10 protein-coding genes are annotated in these 16,064 nt (G+C 41.4%); 6 read left to right on the forward strand and 4 right to left on the reverse strand.

Annotated elements, in window-relative coordinates:
• Positions 1-5 precede the first annotated feature (5 nt).
• Positions 6-839 carry a hypothetical protein gene (locus BLO53_RS08295; RefSeq protein ID WP_092060462.1) on the reverse strand — a complete coding sequence of 278 codons (834 nt, stop codon included), beginning with the start codon at positions 837-839 and terminating at the stop codon, positions 6-8.
• A 39-nt stretch (positions 840-878) separates the two neighbouring features.
• A complete protein-coding gene (locus BLO53_RS08300) occupies positions 879-2,303 on the reverse strand; it encodes an Mbeg1-like protein (RefSeq protein WP_092060464.1) in 1,425 nt (474 codons plus the stop codon).
• Positions 2,304-2,470: 167 nt separating this feature from the next.
• Here BLO53_RS08300 and BLO53_RS08305 point away from each other — a divergent pair, with 167 nt between their 5' ends.
• A complete protein-coding gene (locus tag BLO53_RS08305; protein ID WP_092060466.1) occupies positions 2,471-4,492 on the forward strand; it encodes a sialate O-acetylesterase in 2,022 nt (673 codons plus the stop codon).
• Between the two features lie 24 nt (positions 4,493-4,516).
• Positions 4,517-8,041, forward strand: a complete 3,525-nt coding sequence (locus tag BLO53_RS08310; protein ID WP_092060468.1) for a DUF4982 domain-containing protein — start codon at positions 4,517-4,519, stop codon at positions 8,039-8,041.
• Here BLO53_RS08310 and BLO53_RS08315 read toward each other — a convergent pair.
• A complete protein-coding gene (locus BLO53_RS08315; RefSeq protein WP_092060470.1) occupies positions 8,025-8,918 on the reverse strand; it encodes an AraC family transcriptional regulator in 894 nt (297 codons plus the stop codon). The genes BLO53_RS08310 and BLO53_RS08315 overlap by 17 nt on opposite strands.
• A gap of 135 nt (positions 8,919-9,053) precedes the next feature.
• Between BLO53_RS08315 and BLO53_RS08320 the strand changes: the two genes are divergently transcribed.
• Positions 9,054-11,060, forward strand: coding sequence for an alpha-glucuronidase (locus tag BLO53_RS08320; RefSeq protein ID WP_092060472.1), 2,007 nt, complete (start codon positions 9,054-9,056; stop codon positions 11,058-11,060).
• Between the two features lie 7 nt (positions 11,061-11,067).
• On the opposite strand, the gene BLO53_RS08325 is transcribed toward BLO53_RS08320, so the two are convergent.
• Positions 11,068-11,967: a helix-turn-helix domain-containing protein gene (locus tag BLO53_RS08325; protein WP_092060474.1), complete on the reverse strand. Its 900-nt coding sequence runs from the start codon at positions 11,965-11,967 to the stop codon at positions 11,068-11,070.
• 192 nt (positions 11,968-12,159) lie between these two features.
• Between BLO53_RS08325 and BLO53_RS08330 the strand changes: the two genes are divergently transcribed.
• The 3 genes from BLO53_RS08330 to BLO53_RS08340 all read left to right on the forward strand — a co-directional run bounded on the left by BLO53_RS08330 (position 12,160) and on the right by BLO53_RS08340 (position 16,007).
• On the forward strand, positions 12,160-13,101 hold the full coding sequence (locus tag BLO53_RS08330) for an ABC transporter permease (protein WP_092060477.1): 942 nt from the start codon (positions 12,160-12,162) through the stop codon (positions 13,099-13,101).
• Positions 13,102-13,117: 16 nt separating this feature from the next.
• Entirely contained in the window at positions 13,118-13,990 is an 873-nt protein-coding gene (locus tag BLO53_RS08335; protein ID WP_092060479.1) for a carbohydrate ABC transporter permease, read from the forward strand.
• Between the two features lie 295 nt (positions 13,991-14,285).
• Complete coding sequence (locus tag BLO53_RS08340) at positions 14,286-16,007, forward strand: extracellular solute-binding protein (RefSeq protein ID WP_092060481.1); 1,722 nt, start codon at positions 14,286-14,288, stop codon at positions 16,005-16,007.
• Positions 16,008-16,064: the final 57 nt, after the last annotated feature.

Here is a 16,064-nt window from a genome sequence, read left to right on the forward strand (position 1 = left end):
TAGCCCTATGACTCCGTCACCACAGGTCCATTTCTGGTGCCAGCAATCATCCATACAACGTGCACAACAAAAATGCACACGATGAGGAACAGGTGTGTATAAAAGATACCAACTATGTAGTAGTTTCGCTCAAGAAGGTATCCCATATTAAAGCCAAAGAGATTTAAAAGGCCTATAAGTATCAGGGTGAGAGCCATGTAGGGAAGGTTGAAGAACATATTCTTAAGGGCAACCAAAAAGTCCTTAAAGGATGCGTCGAAATAGACGAATCTACCTATCATAAGACCAAAGTAGTACATCATAACTGGGCTGTACTGGCTTTCATCACCAATAGTATTTAAGTACATTAAGATCACAATGACGTAGAACATAGCTAGCATGCGAATTGTAGCTTTTTCTTCTCTTGTGATCTTTTTTAGTGGGATTATAAAAGTGTCCAGAAGAGTGTTGATAACGCATGACATCAAAATAAGGAGAAGAAGCAGAAAATCCTTACCCTCAGACCACATGTCAAAGAGCATGTGCTCAGTGCTGGTGAGTTTGCCGGCGGCACCTGACTGGGCAAGGGTATAGATGTGATTGATAATGACATAGGAGCAAGAAAAGGATAGAACGGAAACTCCTGCAATCAGCATTTCAAAAAAGCGCTGGACCTTGTCCACAAAGGCAAGGTCCATAGCTATTTCACGGCTTTTGCCATGAAGCTTTTTGTTTAATACGAGACTGGCTGAAAGGTAGATGATTCCAATACTTATACCTACTCCGATGAAAGTAATAAGAAGAAAAATTAGTTTTTTCCCCAAGGTAAAGTTTGGGTTTAAGTAAGCACTGATAGACATAATAAAACTCCAATCTAGTAAAAATACAATGTTAAAATTCTAGAAAATGACCACGCATAGGATGATGATGGCTATTATAGCAGCAATAATAGCGATCCTGATGAGCATCCTTCTGGATATGAAGACTTTTTTTCTTCTGCCGATAAATGTTCCTACATCCTCAGCCTTTAAATCTTCGCCGCTATATTTGTTGGGATCAACCTTGCGCATGTACTTGGCTGTACGAACCAGGAAATCAAAGAGCTCCATATGCTTGTTTAGGAAGGTTACAACTGAGTCGTTTACGTGATTCATTTTAAGAAGAGATATAACGGCACTTGGCTGCTTGCCAATAAGCTCCATCAAAAGATCATAGTTGGTGACAAAATTTATAAGGCCAAGGATTCCAGTGTTGAATCCGTTTTGCTTTAATATCTCTCTTACAGATTGTACCATCTTTGGCTTTTCCTGTTTATACCTCAGGATATACGCAACAAGTTTGGCTGCGCTATCTGAATGCTGCTCGTCGGAAAAGATATTTATAAGGCCATTTGTATCCCCATGCTCAGCGCATACGATAACTGCCCCCAGCATCTTGGCAACGCCTTCTCTTGTGGACATTCTGGTGGACCTTATAAAGCTGTTTAGCATGATATCAAGATCTGCCATTTTGGGATCCTGGGAATCTGCCTTCCAAACGCTCATTCCCCCAAAGTCATCGTAAAAGAGAATAGCATTTGCGCAGTGGTTTTCGGCAAAACCCATTCTTCCAAAGTTTGTTCCCAGATAGAATTGTCTTTTACCAACGTCATTTAGAAGAATATTTACAAAATCGCTCTGGGCAATGATATTAAGAATTTTGCCCTGATTCCTTATTATGTTGGAGGCGTATTTTTCTATAAATTCATCAGAAAATCCCTGACCATCAAAGGAATAGCAGTTATCAACCCTGTCATCCATTATAGTAATAAACTTTGATTTATTACCGCCCTTGGAGTGGCCTGTGACAGTGATGCACTGGCAATCGCTGAGGTCAAGGGACTGGAACCATTTTAAGGCATTTTCCTGAAATGCAGTTGGTACCTGATAAAGCCCGGATACATTGTCAATCCATTCAGCATCTCCCTGAGTTCCTTTAAAAACAATAACAGCTTCATTACAGGAAGGGTCGAACAAATAGGCACTTCGGCTTTCACCTGCAGAAATATCTTCCCTATGAGAGTCGCGGACTATGAGGCTTTTTAGGTGTTCGTTTGGCCTTATTGCCCACAGGATCTCTTTGTACTCAGCGCCTGTAACGCCGGTACTGTATTCGTGATCATCTTTTATTTTGGAAGCGTTGAATAGTACAGAATTTATGTAGTCACCAACAGTTTTACCATTCCAGACGTCTGAAGCAAAGGTGCCATCAGGTTCCCCCAGCTGTTCGCAGTACATAAGGTTGTTGAGTAGAACTATTTCCCCAATAGTAAGATTACTTGTCATGGTGATTCCTCCCCCAATCGGATTCCGGACAACAAGAAACAAATGTACAGAAATATTATAGCAGATTAAAAGGCATGAATTGATAAAATACCCGCATTATATACGCGGAGAAATGAAAAGGGGCTTTGTATAATAAAAAATAATCTGAAAAATAAGGAGTCTGTTCAATGTCAAAACTTATTTTACCTCGTCTTTTGTCTGATGGAGTGGTTCTTCAGCGCAGAAAGGCAATACATATCTGGGGATGGGATGAAAAGAATGCTCAGATAACAGTTTCTCTTAGGGAGAAAATAAAGGATAGTATATCTGAGGAAAATATTTTAAGTTCAGCCAGTATCAGCTGCGCAGATAATGGCAGATTTGATATTTATCTTCCAGCCCGTGAAAGCGGCGGCCCATATAATCTGGTGGTTTCTGATGACAGAGGAGAGACCATTATCATAAATGATGTTATGATAGGTCTGGTGTGGTTCTGCACAGGCCAGTCCAACATGGAGCTTCCGGTAAACAGGGTAAAAGATAAATATCCAGAACTTTTGGAAATTGCAGATAACAACATGATCAGAACCTTCAAGATCATAGAAGACAGTAGCTTTGAAGGCCCGCTTGAGGAGCTTAACTCAGGAAGCTGGACTAGTGTCAATAAAGAGACAATCATAAATTTCTCTGCTACAGCTTACTTTTTTGCCAGGAATCTTCAGGACATTACAGGACAAACTATTGGTTTTATAAACGCAAGTCTTGGTGGCTCCAGGATTTCTTCCTGGATGGGAAGAGAAATGCTTGAGGGCTATGATGAGCTTTTAGCAGAGGCAGACAAGTATTCTGATGCAGAATTCAGGAAACAGGTTGCAAAGAGCAACATGGAAAATGGCGATGCCTGGAGGAAGAATCTTTATGAGACAGATCTTGGCATAAGCGAGCACTGGGAAGCCTGGGATGGCAGCGATGATATTGATGATCAGTGGAAAGAATTTGCAATTCCATCATTTTTCAAGGGAACAGAGCTTGAAGGCTTTATAGGAAGTGTTTGGTTTAGAAGAAAATTCGACCTTCCCAAGGAACTTGCAGGGCAGAAGGCTCGTCTTTTCCTGGGAACAATTGTTGATAATGATGTGGTATTTGTTAACGGACAGAGAGTCGGAGATACTCCTTATCAGTATCCGCCACGCAAATATGATATTCCAGAAGGTCTTACCAGGGAAAAAGATAACACAATAGTCATAAGAGTATGTGTAGAAACAGGTCTTGGAAGATTTACTCCTGGTAAGGATTACAAGATTTTTAATGATAAATGCTCAGTGAGACTTGATAGCTTTGATGGTCAGACAACTGAGAATTGGGACAAACACTGGAAATACAGGATTGGCGCAAAGTGTGACATGATCCCTCCTACAGATTTTATTAACTGGAAGTCTACAGGCCTTTATAACGCCATGACATACCCTTGCCATAATTTCCCGATAGATGGAGTGATATGGTATCAGGGTGAGTCCAACGTAGAGGACGGCTATGACTACAATGAGCTGACAAAGCGTCAGATAGAAGGCTACAGAAAGCTTTGGAATGAAGAAAACCTGCCCTTTATCGGGGTTCAGCTTCCAAACTTTACAATTGACTGCCCTGTAGATGATGACTGGGGAAGGTTCAGGCTAACCCAGCGAAAGATTCTTGATATTCCGGGAACGGGACTTGTTGTGACATTGGGACTTGGCGAAGATAATGATCTTCATCCTGTTACAAAAGAGCCTATTGGAAAGAGGCTGGCTCTTTGGGCATCACATCTTAAATATGGTTATAACGGCGAGTATATGGGACCTGAAGTTGTAAGTGCCCAAAAGAAAGTAGATAGAAATGGCAAAAAGGCCATAGAAGTGAAGCTATCTCATGCGGGTGGCCTCAAGGTCATGGATGCCGGAAAAGGAACAGAAATAACAGATTTATTTGTAATTACTAAGAAAGAAAAGGTACAATCAAAAGTGATAATCGATACAGACAACGGGGGATTACTAGTTTACATCGAGAACGAAGAGGCCTATGAAGAGGCCAAAGAGATAATGTGGTGTTGCGATAACACCTACAGCGGGGGACTTATAACAAACGAGACAGAAATACCTATGGGACCATTTCTGGAAATTATAGAAGGAACAGGAAACGACGAGGATAAAAAAAGCAAAAGACCAGCTTGAGTAAGAGCTTTGGAAAGGGCAGGAATGAAGAAACTATTTACCAGCGGATGGAAGTTTTGGGAATCAGAATATGGAGTAAGTTACGAGGAGGCTATGAGCCATGTTTCAGAATTTGAAGATGTGGTAATTCCCCATGACTATATGATAACTGATCCTAAGAACCTTTATAGGGACAGTACAGGATGGTACAAAAAGAGCTTTGAGCTAACAGAGAAGGATCTGTCAAAAGAACTTTTTCTTATCTTTGACGGGATCTATATGGATAGCCTTGTCTATATAAACGGCCACATCGCTGGTGAGTGGAAGTATGGATACTCACAGTTTATCCTTGGAATATCGGAGTTTGTAAGGACAGGACTTAATGAAATAGTTGTGGCCGCAAGATGCAAATTCCCAAATACAAGGTGGTATTCAGGAGCGGGAATATACAGAAATGTATGGATCTGTGACTATGAAAAGACCTATATTCCTGAAAATGGTATATATGTTCACAGCCAGAAGCTGCCAGACGCAGAGAGTCAGGAAACAGGTCTTTGTGATTATAAAATGATCGTAACTTCAGAAATCTGCTCTGCAGACAATGAGAAGGCATCGGTGCGCTATTCTCTTTTTGATTCTGAGGGAAAAGAAATTACTCTTGAAGCCTGCGACAATGACGAACTACTTGCAGATCTCCTTCCAACTACTATAGAAAGCGTCAATAGACCTGCAGATGTGGATAAAGCTTCGGACATTCAAGTGGGAATTTACAATGTAAAGGGCGTATCTGAGTGGAATATAGAGGAGCCTCACCTTTACACTCTGAGGGTTGAACTACAGTCATCAGAAGGAATAACTATTCAGACAGAAGAAATCAAGATAGGCTTTAGAGATGTCCGCATGGACCCGCAGAAGGGCTTTTTCCTAAATGGCAGAAACATGAAGTTAAATGGTGTATGCCTTCACCATGACCTTGGAGCATTAGGGTCAGCCTACAATAACTCTGCTATGCGCAGAAGGCTTATTCAGCTGCGTGAAATGGGAGTAAATGCTATAAGGCTTACTCACAATATGTATGATCCTCATGTGATTGCACTTGCTGATGAGATGGGATTTCTTTTGATCTCAGAAGCTTTTGATATGTGGGAAGGTGCCAAGACGGAATTTGACTATGCAAGATTTTTCCCAAAATGGCATGACAAAGATGTGGCCAGCTGGGTTAGAAGAGATAGAAACCACCCTTCTGTAATAATGTGGAGTATTGGTAATGAGATTTACGATACACATTCCAGCGAAAGAGGCCAGGAAGTTACAAGAGATCTAAAGAGTCTTGTGGAAAAGCATGATCCTTTAAAGAATGCAAGAGCAACAATAGGCTCAAACTATATGCCTTGGGAGATGGCTCAGAAGTGCGCGGATATCCTTAAGGTTGCAGGCTATAACTATGCAGAAAACTATTATGAAGAGCATCACAAGGCGCATCCTGACTGGGTTATCTACGGAAGTGAGACCTACTCTATCGTTCAGAGTAGAGGCGTTTATCATTTCCCTCTTTCTGCGCCTATTTTATCAGATACAGATGAGCAGTGTTCATCTCTTGGAAACAGCACAACCAGCTGGGGAGCTGACAGCATAGAAAACTGTATCTGCAAGGACAGAGACATGGAGTTTTCCATGGGACAGTTTATATGGACAGGTTATGACTACATAGGAGAGCCAACACCTTACCATACCAAGAATTCTTATTTTGGACTTATTGATACAGCAGGCTTTTATAAGGACGCCTTTTATGCCTGGAAATCCGCCTGGGTTAGCCCTGACAAGGATCCCTTTGTCCATGTGTTCCCATATTGGGATTTCAATGAAGGTCAGCTTATTGATGTGAGAGTTTGTAGTAACTGCCCTGAGGTTGAACTTTTCGTAAATGGAAAGAGCCTTGGAAGACAGGAACTGACACATAAGCCTCACAGTGGCAACAAGATTTTTGCAGACTATAAAGTGCCCTATGAAAAGGGCGAGATCACAGCTATCTGCTATGACGCTTCGGGAAAAGAAGTAGCAAAAGATATCCACAAGTCCTTTGGGGATACAGATAAGTTCGTGGTTGAGATTGATGATAGATTAGCCGGCTTTGGATGCGGCAAATCTGATAAGAGTTGCTATCGCGAGGGATCTTTTGCCGATGCACAGCTTGTATTTGCAGAAATAAGTGCAATTGATAAGGACGGAAACCCTGTAGAGAATGCATCTGACTATGTGGATGTAGCTGTGTCTGGTGGAAGACTCATAGGCCTTGATAACGGCGACAGTACTGATTATGACAGCTACAAGGCAGCTACCAGAAAACTCTTTAATGGCAAACTTCTTGCTATAGTTCTGCCTGAGGGTCCTGTGGATAACGTGAAGATTGAAGTTAAGAAAGCATCCACAGTTCCAGTAAGAAAGGTTGAGCTTACTGTAAAAGAGGGCACAAGGTCTTTAAATAGTGATACTAAGACTGCCATAGTTCAGGCTAAGGTTTATCCTGCAGATGCTACGGATAAGAAGCTTGTTTTCAGAGCTCTAAATAAAAACGGAACTGAAACTAATATAGCTAAGATCAGCGTAATAGATGAAGAAAGCGGTATGTGCCAGATAACAGCTCTTGGAGATGGTTCTTTTACCTTAAGATACGAAGCGTCAAATGGAAGAGATACTGTAGCTGTCATGTCCTGCCTTGAATTTGAGGTTACTGGGCTTGGGGCAGCATTCCTGGATCCTTATGGATTTATTCCTGGAAGTCTTTATACCTCATATATTGGCCTTGTTGGAAGCGGCAACGAGTTTGGTGTAGCCTCTGCCAAAGGAGAGGAGACTGTTATAACCTATGCAGGCATCGATTTTGGAAAAGAGGGATCTGATGTGATCACTGTTCCTATCTTTACCTTAAATGACGATGCTTATGATATAGAAATCTGGAAGGGTATTCCTGGTGAGGATGGCGCGACACTCTTAAAGGCGGCAGTTTATCAGAAAAAATCTATCTGGAATGTATATCAGGAGGATAGCTGGAAACTCTCAGAGAGGCTTACGGGAGTTCAGACTATAAGCTTTAAGGCATTTAACAAATTCCATATAAAGGGCTTTTCTTTTGAAAGGCAGCTTAGGGCATTTACGAAGATAAGAGCCCTGGATGCTGATTCAATTTACGGAGATACCTTTACAAGGACAAAAAATACTGTTGAGGGAATTGGCAATAACGTAACGGTAGGCTTTGATGACATAGATTTTGGAGCAGAGGGAACAAGAAAAGTCACAATCTGTGGAAGAGCCAGGGCAGCAGCCAATACAATTCATTTGAGACTTGTTAAGATAAATGAAAATGCCAGCGCCGAAACTGGTGATACAGGTGCGATGGAAACATATGACGAAGCTGGCACAGAGATAAAGGAAATCCTGGAGTTCCCACAAAGCTCTGAATATAAAGAAGTCACTTTCCAGATAGGAGAAAGAAAAGGAAAATGGGACATTACCTTTGTGTTCCTTCCAGGAAGTGACTTTGACTTTGATTCATTTAGGTTTTTGAAATAAGATCTGCTCCGGTCCTGTAGAGCTTACGGTATTCTGTGGGAGAGCATTTATTTATATCCTTGAATACGCGGTTAAAGGTGGACAGACTAAAGAAGCCGGACTGAAGGGCTATGTCCATAACGGACAGGTCTGTGTCACCTAAAAGCTCCTGGGCCATGAGAACACGGCGTTTGGTAATATACTGATAGCAGGAGATTCCCATGTAAGCCTTAAAGAGTCTCTCGAAGTGGAACTTGGAGAATCCTGCAAGGTCAGCCAGCTGCTCAACTGTAAGATCATCAGAGCGGTGAGAGTCGATGTAGTTGGTGACTTCAACAAGTTTATCGATATTCTTGCGCTGGTTATCTGGTGTATCCTTGCCTGCGACGGCATTGTTAAGATGCATGCTGCCTATCTGGGCAAGGATCAGAGATACCAGGGAATAAACAGAAATCTGAAGGAATTCATCCTGCTGGCCATAGAGCCTGTCAATTTCCCAGAAATAATTCTGAAGACGAGCAACTTCAACCGGATACAGATTCTGACTGATATGCGTATAGGGTGGAAGACCCTTTATGAGCGGTATCAATGATGAAACCTGTGAATAGTTTGCAAGATCAAACAGGAGAATAAGCTTTTCTCCTCCTGGGGTATCTGATATATATTCATGGAGTGTACCTGGTGCGATCAGCATAATATCGCCAGGCATACAGTTTACGACAGCAGAAGAGTCATTGTGAAACTTAACCTTAAGAGAACCTGATAAAACCAATATAAGCTCCACTTCGTTGTGCCAGTGGAGTGGATAATTGGCCAGGTCATTGTGATATAACAAGACGCCCTTTAAGGTATCGTAAAAGATATGTTCTCTTGACTGCGCGTTGATATCGTTGATCATTGGTGCTCCTTACGTAAACTAAGTAAAAGTTGTAGTAATTTTATCATTAATTGTCGGAAAATGAATAGTTGAGACGAAAACATTCATATTAAAATAATAACGCTTATATTTTGGAAATATTAGGAGAAGATAGTTATGGGCGATAAAAAATGGTCACAGTTGTGGCTTGATTATGAAGCAAAAAAAGGCGCTGCAAAAAATGCAGAGGAAGACAAACTTAAAATAGATTTTGAAGGTTTTGATCCTGAAAATCGCGTTATTAAAAGCGCTGTTAAAGAGCTAAATAAGGCTTTTGCAGATACTGACAAGAAGATAGTGATCTCTTTTGTCAGGAATGATGAGATCAAAAAGGAAGGCTATAGCGCTTGCGGTGTTATAGGCGGAAGCGATAACAGAAAGGTAGACGCTGATACTACTGAACTTGTAGTTTCTTCTGCAGATGAAAATGGTGCACTTTACGGAGCGTTCCATATTATCAGAAGCATGCTCATGGGTGAGGACCTTGATAACTTGTGCGCTATAAAGACACCATCTAATCCTTTTAGAATGATGGATCACTGGGATAACATGGATGGCAGCATAGAGAGAGGCTATTCAGGCAGATCTTTTTTCTATGAGAACGATGATATTGTAATTAACGAGAGAACTGTTGACTATGCAAGATTCATGGCCAGTATTGGTATAAATGGTGTTGTCATCAATAATGTAAATGTTAAATGGGCAGCATCTGACCTTATCACCACTAGATTTTTTGACAAGGTAAAAGAGCTTTCTGATATATTTGGAGATTATGGGATCAAGCTATATCTTTCACTTAATTTTGCATCTCCTATTGAAATTGGAGGGCTTTCTATATGCGACCCGCTGGATAAAGAAGTTACCGAGTGGTGGAAAAATAAGATAAAAGAGGTATATGAACACCTTCCTGAGCTTGGAGGCTTCCTTGTTAAGGCAGACTCTGAGGGAAGACCCGGACCTTTTACCTACGGAAGAACTCAGGCAGATGGCGCAAATATGCTGGGAGACATTATTGCTCCTTATGGCGGCATCATAATCTGGAGATGCTTTGTATATAACTGCACTCAGGACTGGCGCGATACCAAGACTGACAGGGCAAGGGCTGGATATGACTACTTCAAGGGACTTGATGGAGAGTATCATGACAACGTCATACTTCAGATAAAGAATGGACCAATGGACTTCCAGATAAGAGAGCCCATATCTCCACTCATTGGTGGACTTACCAGGACCAATCAGATGCTGGAGGTTCAGATTGCTCAGGAGTACACAGGACATCAGATAGATCTTTGCTATTTGATCCCTATGTTTAAAGAAATCCTGGAGTTTAAGACCTATTGCGCTGAGGAAAATGATACAGTTGCTGATGTTGTAAGTGGTAGGACCATGGGCAACAGCCTTGCTGGAATGGCTGCAGTCATAAATACTGGTAACGACTACAACTGGACTGGCAACGACCTTGCGGCTGCTAATCTTTACGGCTTTGGACGACTTGCCTACGATACCGACCTTGACTCTGAAGAAATTGCAAGAGAGTGGGTTAAACTCACCTTTAATTTAGAAAAAGAGCTTGAGGATAAGCTGGTAGATATGCTTCTTAATTCCCGTGAGATTTATGAGAAGTATACAAGTCCTCTTGGAATTGGATGGATGGTAACTCCTGGAGATCATTATGGCCCAAGCGTTGATGGCTACGAGTATTCAAGGTGGGGAACTTATCACAGAGCAGATCATCTTGGACTTGGCGTAGACAGAACAGATAAAGGAACAGGCTATGCCCAGCAGTATTACCCAGAGAATGCTCAGATGTACAATGACCCAAAGACATGCCCTGAGAACCTGCTTCTTTTCTTCCATCATATTCCATACACCTGGAAGCTTAAGAGCGGACAGAGCCTTATACAGTACATCTATGATGTTCACTTTGAAGGTTATAGTAAAGCCCAGGAACTTTTAGAAAGCTGGAAGAGCTTTGAAGGAAAAGTCCCTGAGCGTACATATAACTGCGTAATGCATAGATTTGAACTGCAGGTCAATAATGCCCATGAGTGGTGCGATCAGGTTAATTCCTACTTCTATCGTAAGAGCGGAATCCCTGATGAAAAAAACAGGCCAATTTATTAGAGCTTTGTTATGCCCAGAGTTTTGCACCAATTTTATCGGGCATTACAGAGGGCTCTTTGTTGGCGAGCTGATACTGCTTGGGAGACATTCCTATCTGCTGGGAAAAACGTCTTGAAAAGCTGGAGTAGTTATTGTAGCCTGCCATGAAACAAACATCATAAGGTGGATAGTTCTGGAGTAGTAGTTTCTGCGCCAGAACTATTTTTTTTCCACTGATATAGTGCTTTAGAGAATCTCCGGTTGCTTCTGAGAACACACGGCTTAAGTGATCACTGCTATAGTGAAGAGCCTCTGACATATCCTTAATAGTGATATTTTCTTCTATGTGGGAGTCTATATAGTCAAATATCCTTGATACGACTGAAGGCATAAGACTTTTCTTTTTCTGATGCGTGGAACTTGTGGAAAACTTATTAGTCATAATAAGAAATTCCACTAGAAGGGCTCTGGAGAGGATGGTGTGGCCAAATTCATCGCTGTTTAAAGCGGCCTCAAGCCTGTCTGCAATTTCGATAAAACCCTGAAGCTTGTCATTAGGAATGTGCACATGATTCATATTTGGAGAATCACTACTTCTAAAGATTGTGGAAAAGTCTGTGTCTTCGTCGCCTAATCTTTTCAGGGTTTCATATTGGACATTTATGACAATTCGCTCGTATCCGCTGATGTCTTCAAGGTCAAGCCCGTGAAAGACAAGAGGACTTACCAAAAACATATCACCGCGCTTCATCTGATAAATATCAGGCTCGATCATTATGTTTACATCCCCTTTAAGAAAAAGAACAATCTCATAGCCATCGTGATTATGTACAGTTTTTATATCGGACGGAGTTACGCGTGCTGTCTTGTGTTCACAAATTATTTCCTGATCTATCATGCTATATGGGCAATCCAGAGCTTTTTTCATATTTAAGTTTCCCTCACTAGATTATGTACAAAACCTCTAAACAAAAAATGACAAACGCAATCATTGTTGTGCAACATTATATCGGAAATTGCAAAATAATTCTATCCTTTTGTGTATTTATATATAAATCCTAGACAGTATTATAAAGTTGTATGAAAAATAGGGGTTGTTATTTAACCTTAAGGAGGAGTAATGGCTAATAATTCAGGGAAGAAGTCAAAGGTTAAATTTGGCGTTTACATGAAAAAGTACTGGCAGTTATATGCTATGCTGTTTCTGCCTTTGACATATCTACTAATTTTCAAGTACGCGCCAATGATCTATGTGCAGATCGCATTTAAAAAGTACAGTCTAGTAAAGAGTGTGTGGGAACTTCCACTTGCTGGCAATCATGGTTTTGAGTATTTCATTGCGGCATTTAAGAATAATGATTTCAAATATGCCCTTAGAAACACCCTTACACTGAATCTTTTGGATCTTTTCTTTGGTTTCCCGGCACCAATCATTTTTGCACTTATTCTTAATGAACTGTGTTTTGTGAAATTTAAAAAGGTAGTTCAGACAATTGCTTACATGCCACATTTCCTGTCATGGGTCATCATCTACAGCTTGGCGCTCCAGCTCCTTGCTCCTAACGATGGTCTTGTAAATATGATAATAAAGAACTTTGGCGGCGAAGCTATTCCTTTTTTGAATGATGCTACTCACTGGATCGGAAGCTACATTGGCTTTGGAATCTGGCAAAACTTTGGATGGGGCTCCATCATTTATCTTGCAGCAATTGCAGGTATTAACCCTGAGCTTTATGAGGCTGCAGCAGTAGATGGCGCTGGAAGATTCCGCAAGATATGGCATATTACACTTCCAGGAATCAAGCCTACTATCGTAGTTCTTCTTATCATGAGCCTTGGAAATATCTTGGGCGGCGGATTTGACAGACCATTTGCATTCCAGAATAACCTTGTAATGCGTGTGGCTGATGTTATTGCAACCTTTGTATATAGAGTTGGTATTAAAGGACTTCAGTTCTCTCTGACCACAGCGGTTGGACTATTCCAGTCTGTAGTTGGTGTGTTCTTCCTGCTGATGGCAAACTTTATCTCTCGCAGACTCGGTGAGAGAGGAATATGGTAAGGGGGAACAAACGAAAATGAAGATCAAATCAAATGCAGACAGAGCATGGGATGTGGTGTTTGTGATATTTTGCCTTTTAGTAAGTGCAATGTGCGTCATCCCAATGCTGAACCTTCTTGCCAAGTCACTCAGTGGAACAGAATTTTTGGTAAGAAATGAAGTATATCTTTTGCCTAAGGGCTTTAACTTTAACGCTTATTCAACAGTACTTAAGGATCCAAAATACATCAGAGCATTTTTTTGGACAGTATTTTTGACAATTGTATGCACAATACTTTCTCTTACAATGACAACACTTTGTGCATTCCCTCTGATCTTTGAGAATCTTAAGGGAAGAAAAGCAATAAACATTTTTATCACCATCACAATGTTCTTTAATGCAGGAACAATTCCTAACTACCTGCTGATGCAGAAGCTCCACCTGCTCAGTAACCCACTGGTTCTTATTATTCCAGGTGTTATGAGCGTTTATAACATGATCATCATGAGAAGCTTTTTCTATGGCATACCCGATAGCCTTAGAGAATCCGCAGAAATAGATGGAGCAACATTTTTTAAGATCCTTGTACTTATTTATCTTCCGCTTTCAAAGCCAGTTATGGCTACACTTGCCTTGTTTTATGCGGTAGGAAGATGGAATGGTTATTCAGATGCACTGATGTACATGAGAGATGACAGATTCTATACTCTGCAGCTTCTTTTGTACAACATCATCAACAATATAAATCAGGTTGAGGTAGCAACTCAGGAAGGATTCTCATCACCGGGACTTTCAGCATCCTTAAAGGCTGCAATCGTAATGTTCTCAACAGTTCCGATCCTGTGTATCTATCCTTTCCTGCAGAAATACTTCATCCATGGAGTAACCCTCGGCGCAGTAAAAGAGTAAAGTAAATAAAAAGAGGGTAAAAGAGAAATCAAAAAGAAGCACACTCTGAAAAACTAACCGACTAATAGTTTTTTGTGCTTGCATAAAACCATGCTGATATGTGGTGAGATAAATGGAGTTTTCCACAAGCACATGCACTGGAGTGAGTTTAGCTCTATGGAGACGAGACAATTCCTCTGAATTGGCTCGTCGGAATGCCCAGAGCTACCGATCTACAGTGCATGTGCTGTGGAAAACGGAGAAATCGGTACCAATCCCGTGGTGGGAAAAAGTATATAAAAATGGAGGTATAGTTATGAAGAAAAAGGTATTATCCATGTTTCTTGCATCTGCAATGGCACTTTCAGTAGTTGCCTGCGGATCATCAAACGGGGGCGCTGACACAACAGCATCAAATGAAACTACTCCTGCACAGGAGACAAAAGAAGAAACTGCAGCAGCTGAAACACCAGCTGAACCAGAGACTTCTTCAGAGCTTACAGATGGTAAGTTTGCTGAAACAAGAAAGATCACAGTTGAGATCTACGACAGAGGAAATGACGGCGGATCAGATCCTGAGAACAACATGTACACAGAGTACATCAAAAAGGGAATGCTTGAGGAGCACAACGTAGAAGTTACCTTCAAGAAGGTTCCAAGATGGACAGAGGTTGATGATATCAACAACCTTCTTGCAGCTGGCGAAGCTCCAGATATCTGCGTAACATATTCATATCCTACAGTTCTTACATACGCTCAGATGGGCGGTGTTATCGATCTTAGCGAAATGATCGAGACATATAAGGGTGATCTTCCAAACCTTTGGGGATGGCTTGGCGACACAAATATGCTCTGGGATAAGGATCCTAAGACTGGCTCTGTATGGGCACTTGAAGGAAAGAGAGCAGAACAGCAGAGAATCGTTACTTTCGTTCGTCAGGACTGGCTTGATAAGCTGAACTTAAAGGCTCCTACAACAACTCAGGAGTTTGAAGATATGCTTGTAGCATTCAGAGACAACGCTGATACACTTCTTGGCGCTGATGCTTCCAAGATGGTTCCTTTCTCAACAAGCTATGATATCGGTTGGAGAGCTTCAAATATCATCACTTCATTCATGGATCCAGCTATCACAGATAAAGAGTACTATATTAACGGATTTGATGACAGAATGGTTACACAGGCTTCTACAAAGGAAGCTGTAAGACTTCTTAATAAGTGGTACAACGACGGCCTCATGTGGAAAGACTTCGCTCTTTATGGAAGCGGAGATACAACTGAGGATGACATGATCAAGGCTGGTTACGTTGGTGCCTTCCAGCACAACTGGGATTATGTATTTAGAAATGGTGAAGATTCAATCAATGCCAACCTTAAGAGAAATATTGGCGAAGATGCTAAGTTTGTTCCTGTAGATTGCTTCCAGAACTCAGCTAACAAGTATTCTAAGTGGCTTTACAGCTCAGCTGGAGACAGAAAGATCTTCTTCCCTACAACAAACACAGAGCCTCTTGCATCACTTCTTTACCTTGATTTCATTTCAAAGCCAGATACAATCAAGTATCTCCAGGCTGGTGATGAGGGTGTTACACATGAAGTTCTTGATTCTGGTGCTATCCAGATCATTGCAGCAACAGGTGATGCAATCCAGAACTCTGGTAAGAACATTGACTACACAATCACATGTAACGGAACATACTTTGGCGATGAGAAGCTTGCAGCTCTTTCACTTGCATATGGTTATGCAGAAGCTGATCCTGAGCTTGTAGATCAGGCTAACAAGATTGCTATGGCAGATGGTCTTGAGCCAAAGAATGTTAACGTTGGTGAGATCACAGCAGAAGCTGGTGTTGGTGATACTCTTTCATCAAAGAGAGATCAGGTTTATGACAACGCAGTCGTTGCTTCTGTAGATAGCTTTGACTCAACATGGGATAGCTTCCTTTCAGATTACCTCTCAGCAGGTGGACAGGCTATCATTGATGAGCGTACTCAGAAGTGGGCAGAGTACTTCGGCGATGCTGATATGCTCCCATAATAAAAGCTAAATACTGACAGATTTTTCTGGCGCGGCCTTTTTTGGCCGCGCCGTTTT

Origin of the sequence: Butyrivibrio sp. INlla14, assembly GCF_900102515.1 — a bacterium.
Lineage (GTDB): Bacteria > Bacillota > Clostridia > Lachnospirales > Lachnospiraceae > Butyrivibrio.

Coding starts and splice junctions, on each gene's coding strand:
- BLO53_RS08295 (WP_092060462.1), bottom strand. CDS start 839: ATGTCTATCAGTGCTTACTTAAACCCAAACTTTACCTTGGGGAAAAAA.
- BLO53_RS08300 (WP_092060464.1), bottom strand. CDS start 2,303: ATGACAAGTAATCTTACTATTGGGGAAATAGTTCTACTCAACAACCTT.
- BLO53_RS08305 (WP_092060466.1), top strand. CDS start 2,471: ATGTCAAAACTTATTTTACCTCGTCTTTTGTCTGATGGAGTGGTTCTT.
- BLO53_RS08310 (WP_092060468.1), top strand. CDS start 4,517: ATGAAGAAACTATTTACCAGCGGATGGAAGTTTTGGGAATCAGAATAT.
- BLO53_RS08315 (WP_092060470.1), bottom strand. CDS start 8,918: ATGATCAACGATATCAACGCGCAGTCAAGAGAACATATCTTTTACGAT.
- BLO53_RS08320 (WP_092060472.1), top strand. CDS start 9,054: ATGGGCGATAAAAAATGGTCACAGTTGTGGCTTGATTATGAAGCAAAA.
- BLO53_RS08325 (WP_092060474.1), bottom strand. CDS start 11,967: ATGAAAAAAGCTCTGGATTGCCCATATAGCATGATAGATCAGGAAATA.
- BLO53_RS08330 (WP_092060477.1), top strand. CDS start 12,160: ATGGCTAATAATTCAGGGAAGAAGTCAAAGGTTAAATTTGGCGTTTAC.
- BLO53_RS08335 (WP_092060479.1), top strand. CDS start 13,118: ATGAAGATCAAATCAAATGCAGACAGAGCATGGGATGTGGTGTTTGTG.
- BLO53_RS08340 (WP_092060481.1), top strand. CDS start 14,286: ATGAAGAAAAAGGTATTATCCATGTTTCTTGCATCTGCAATGGCACTT.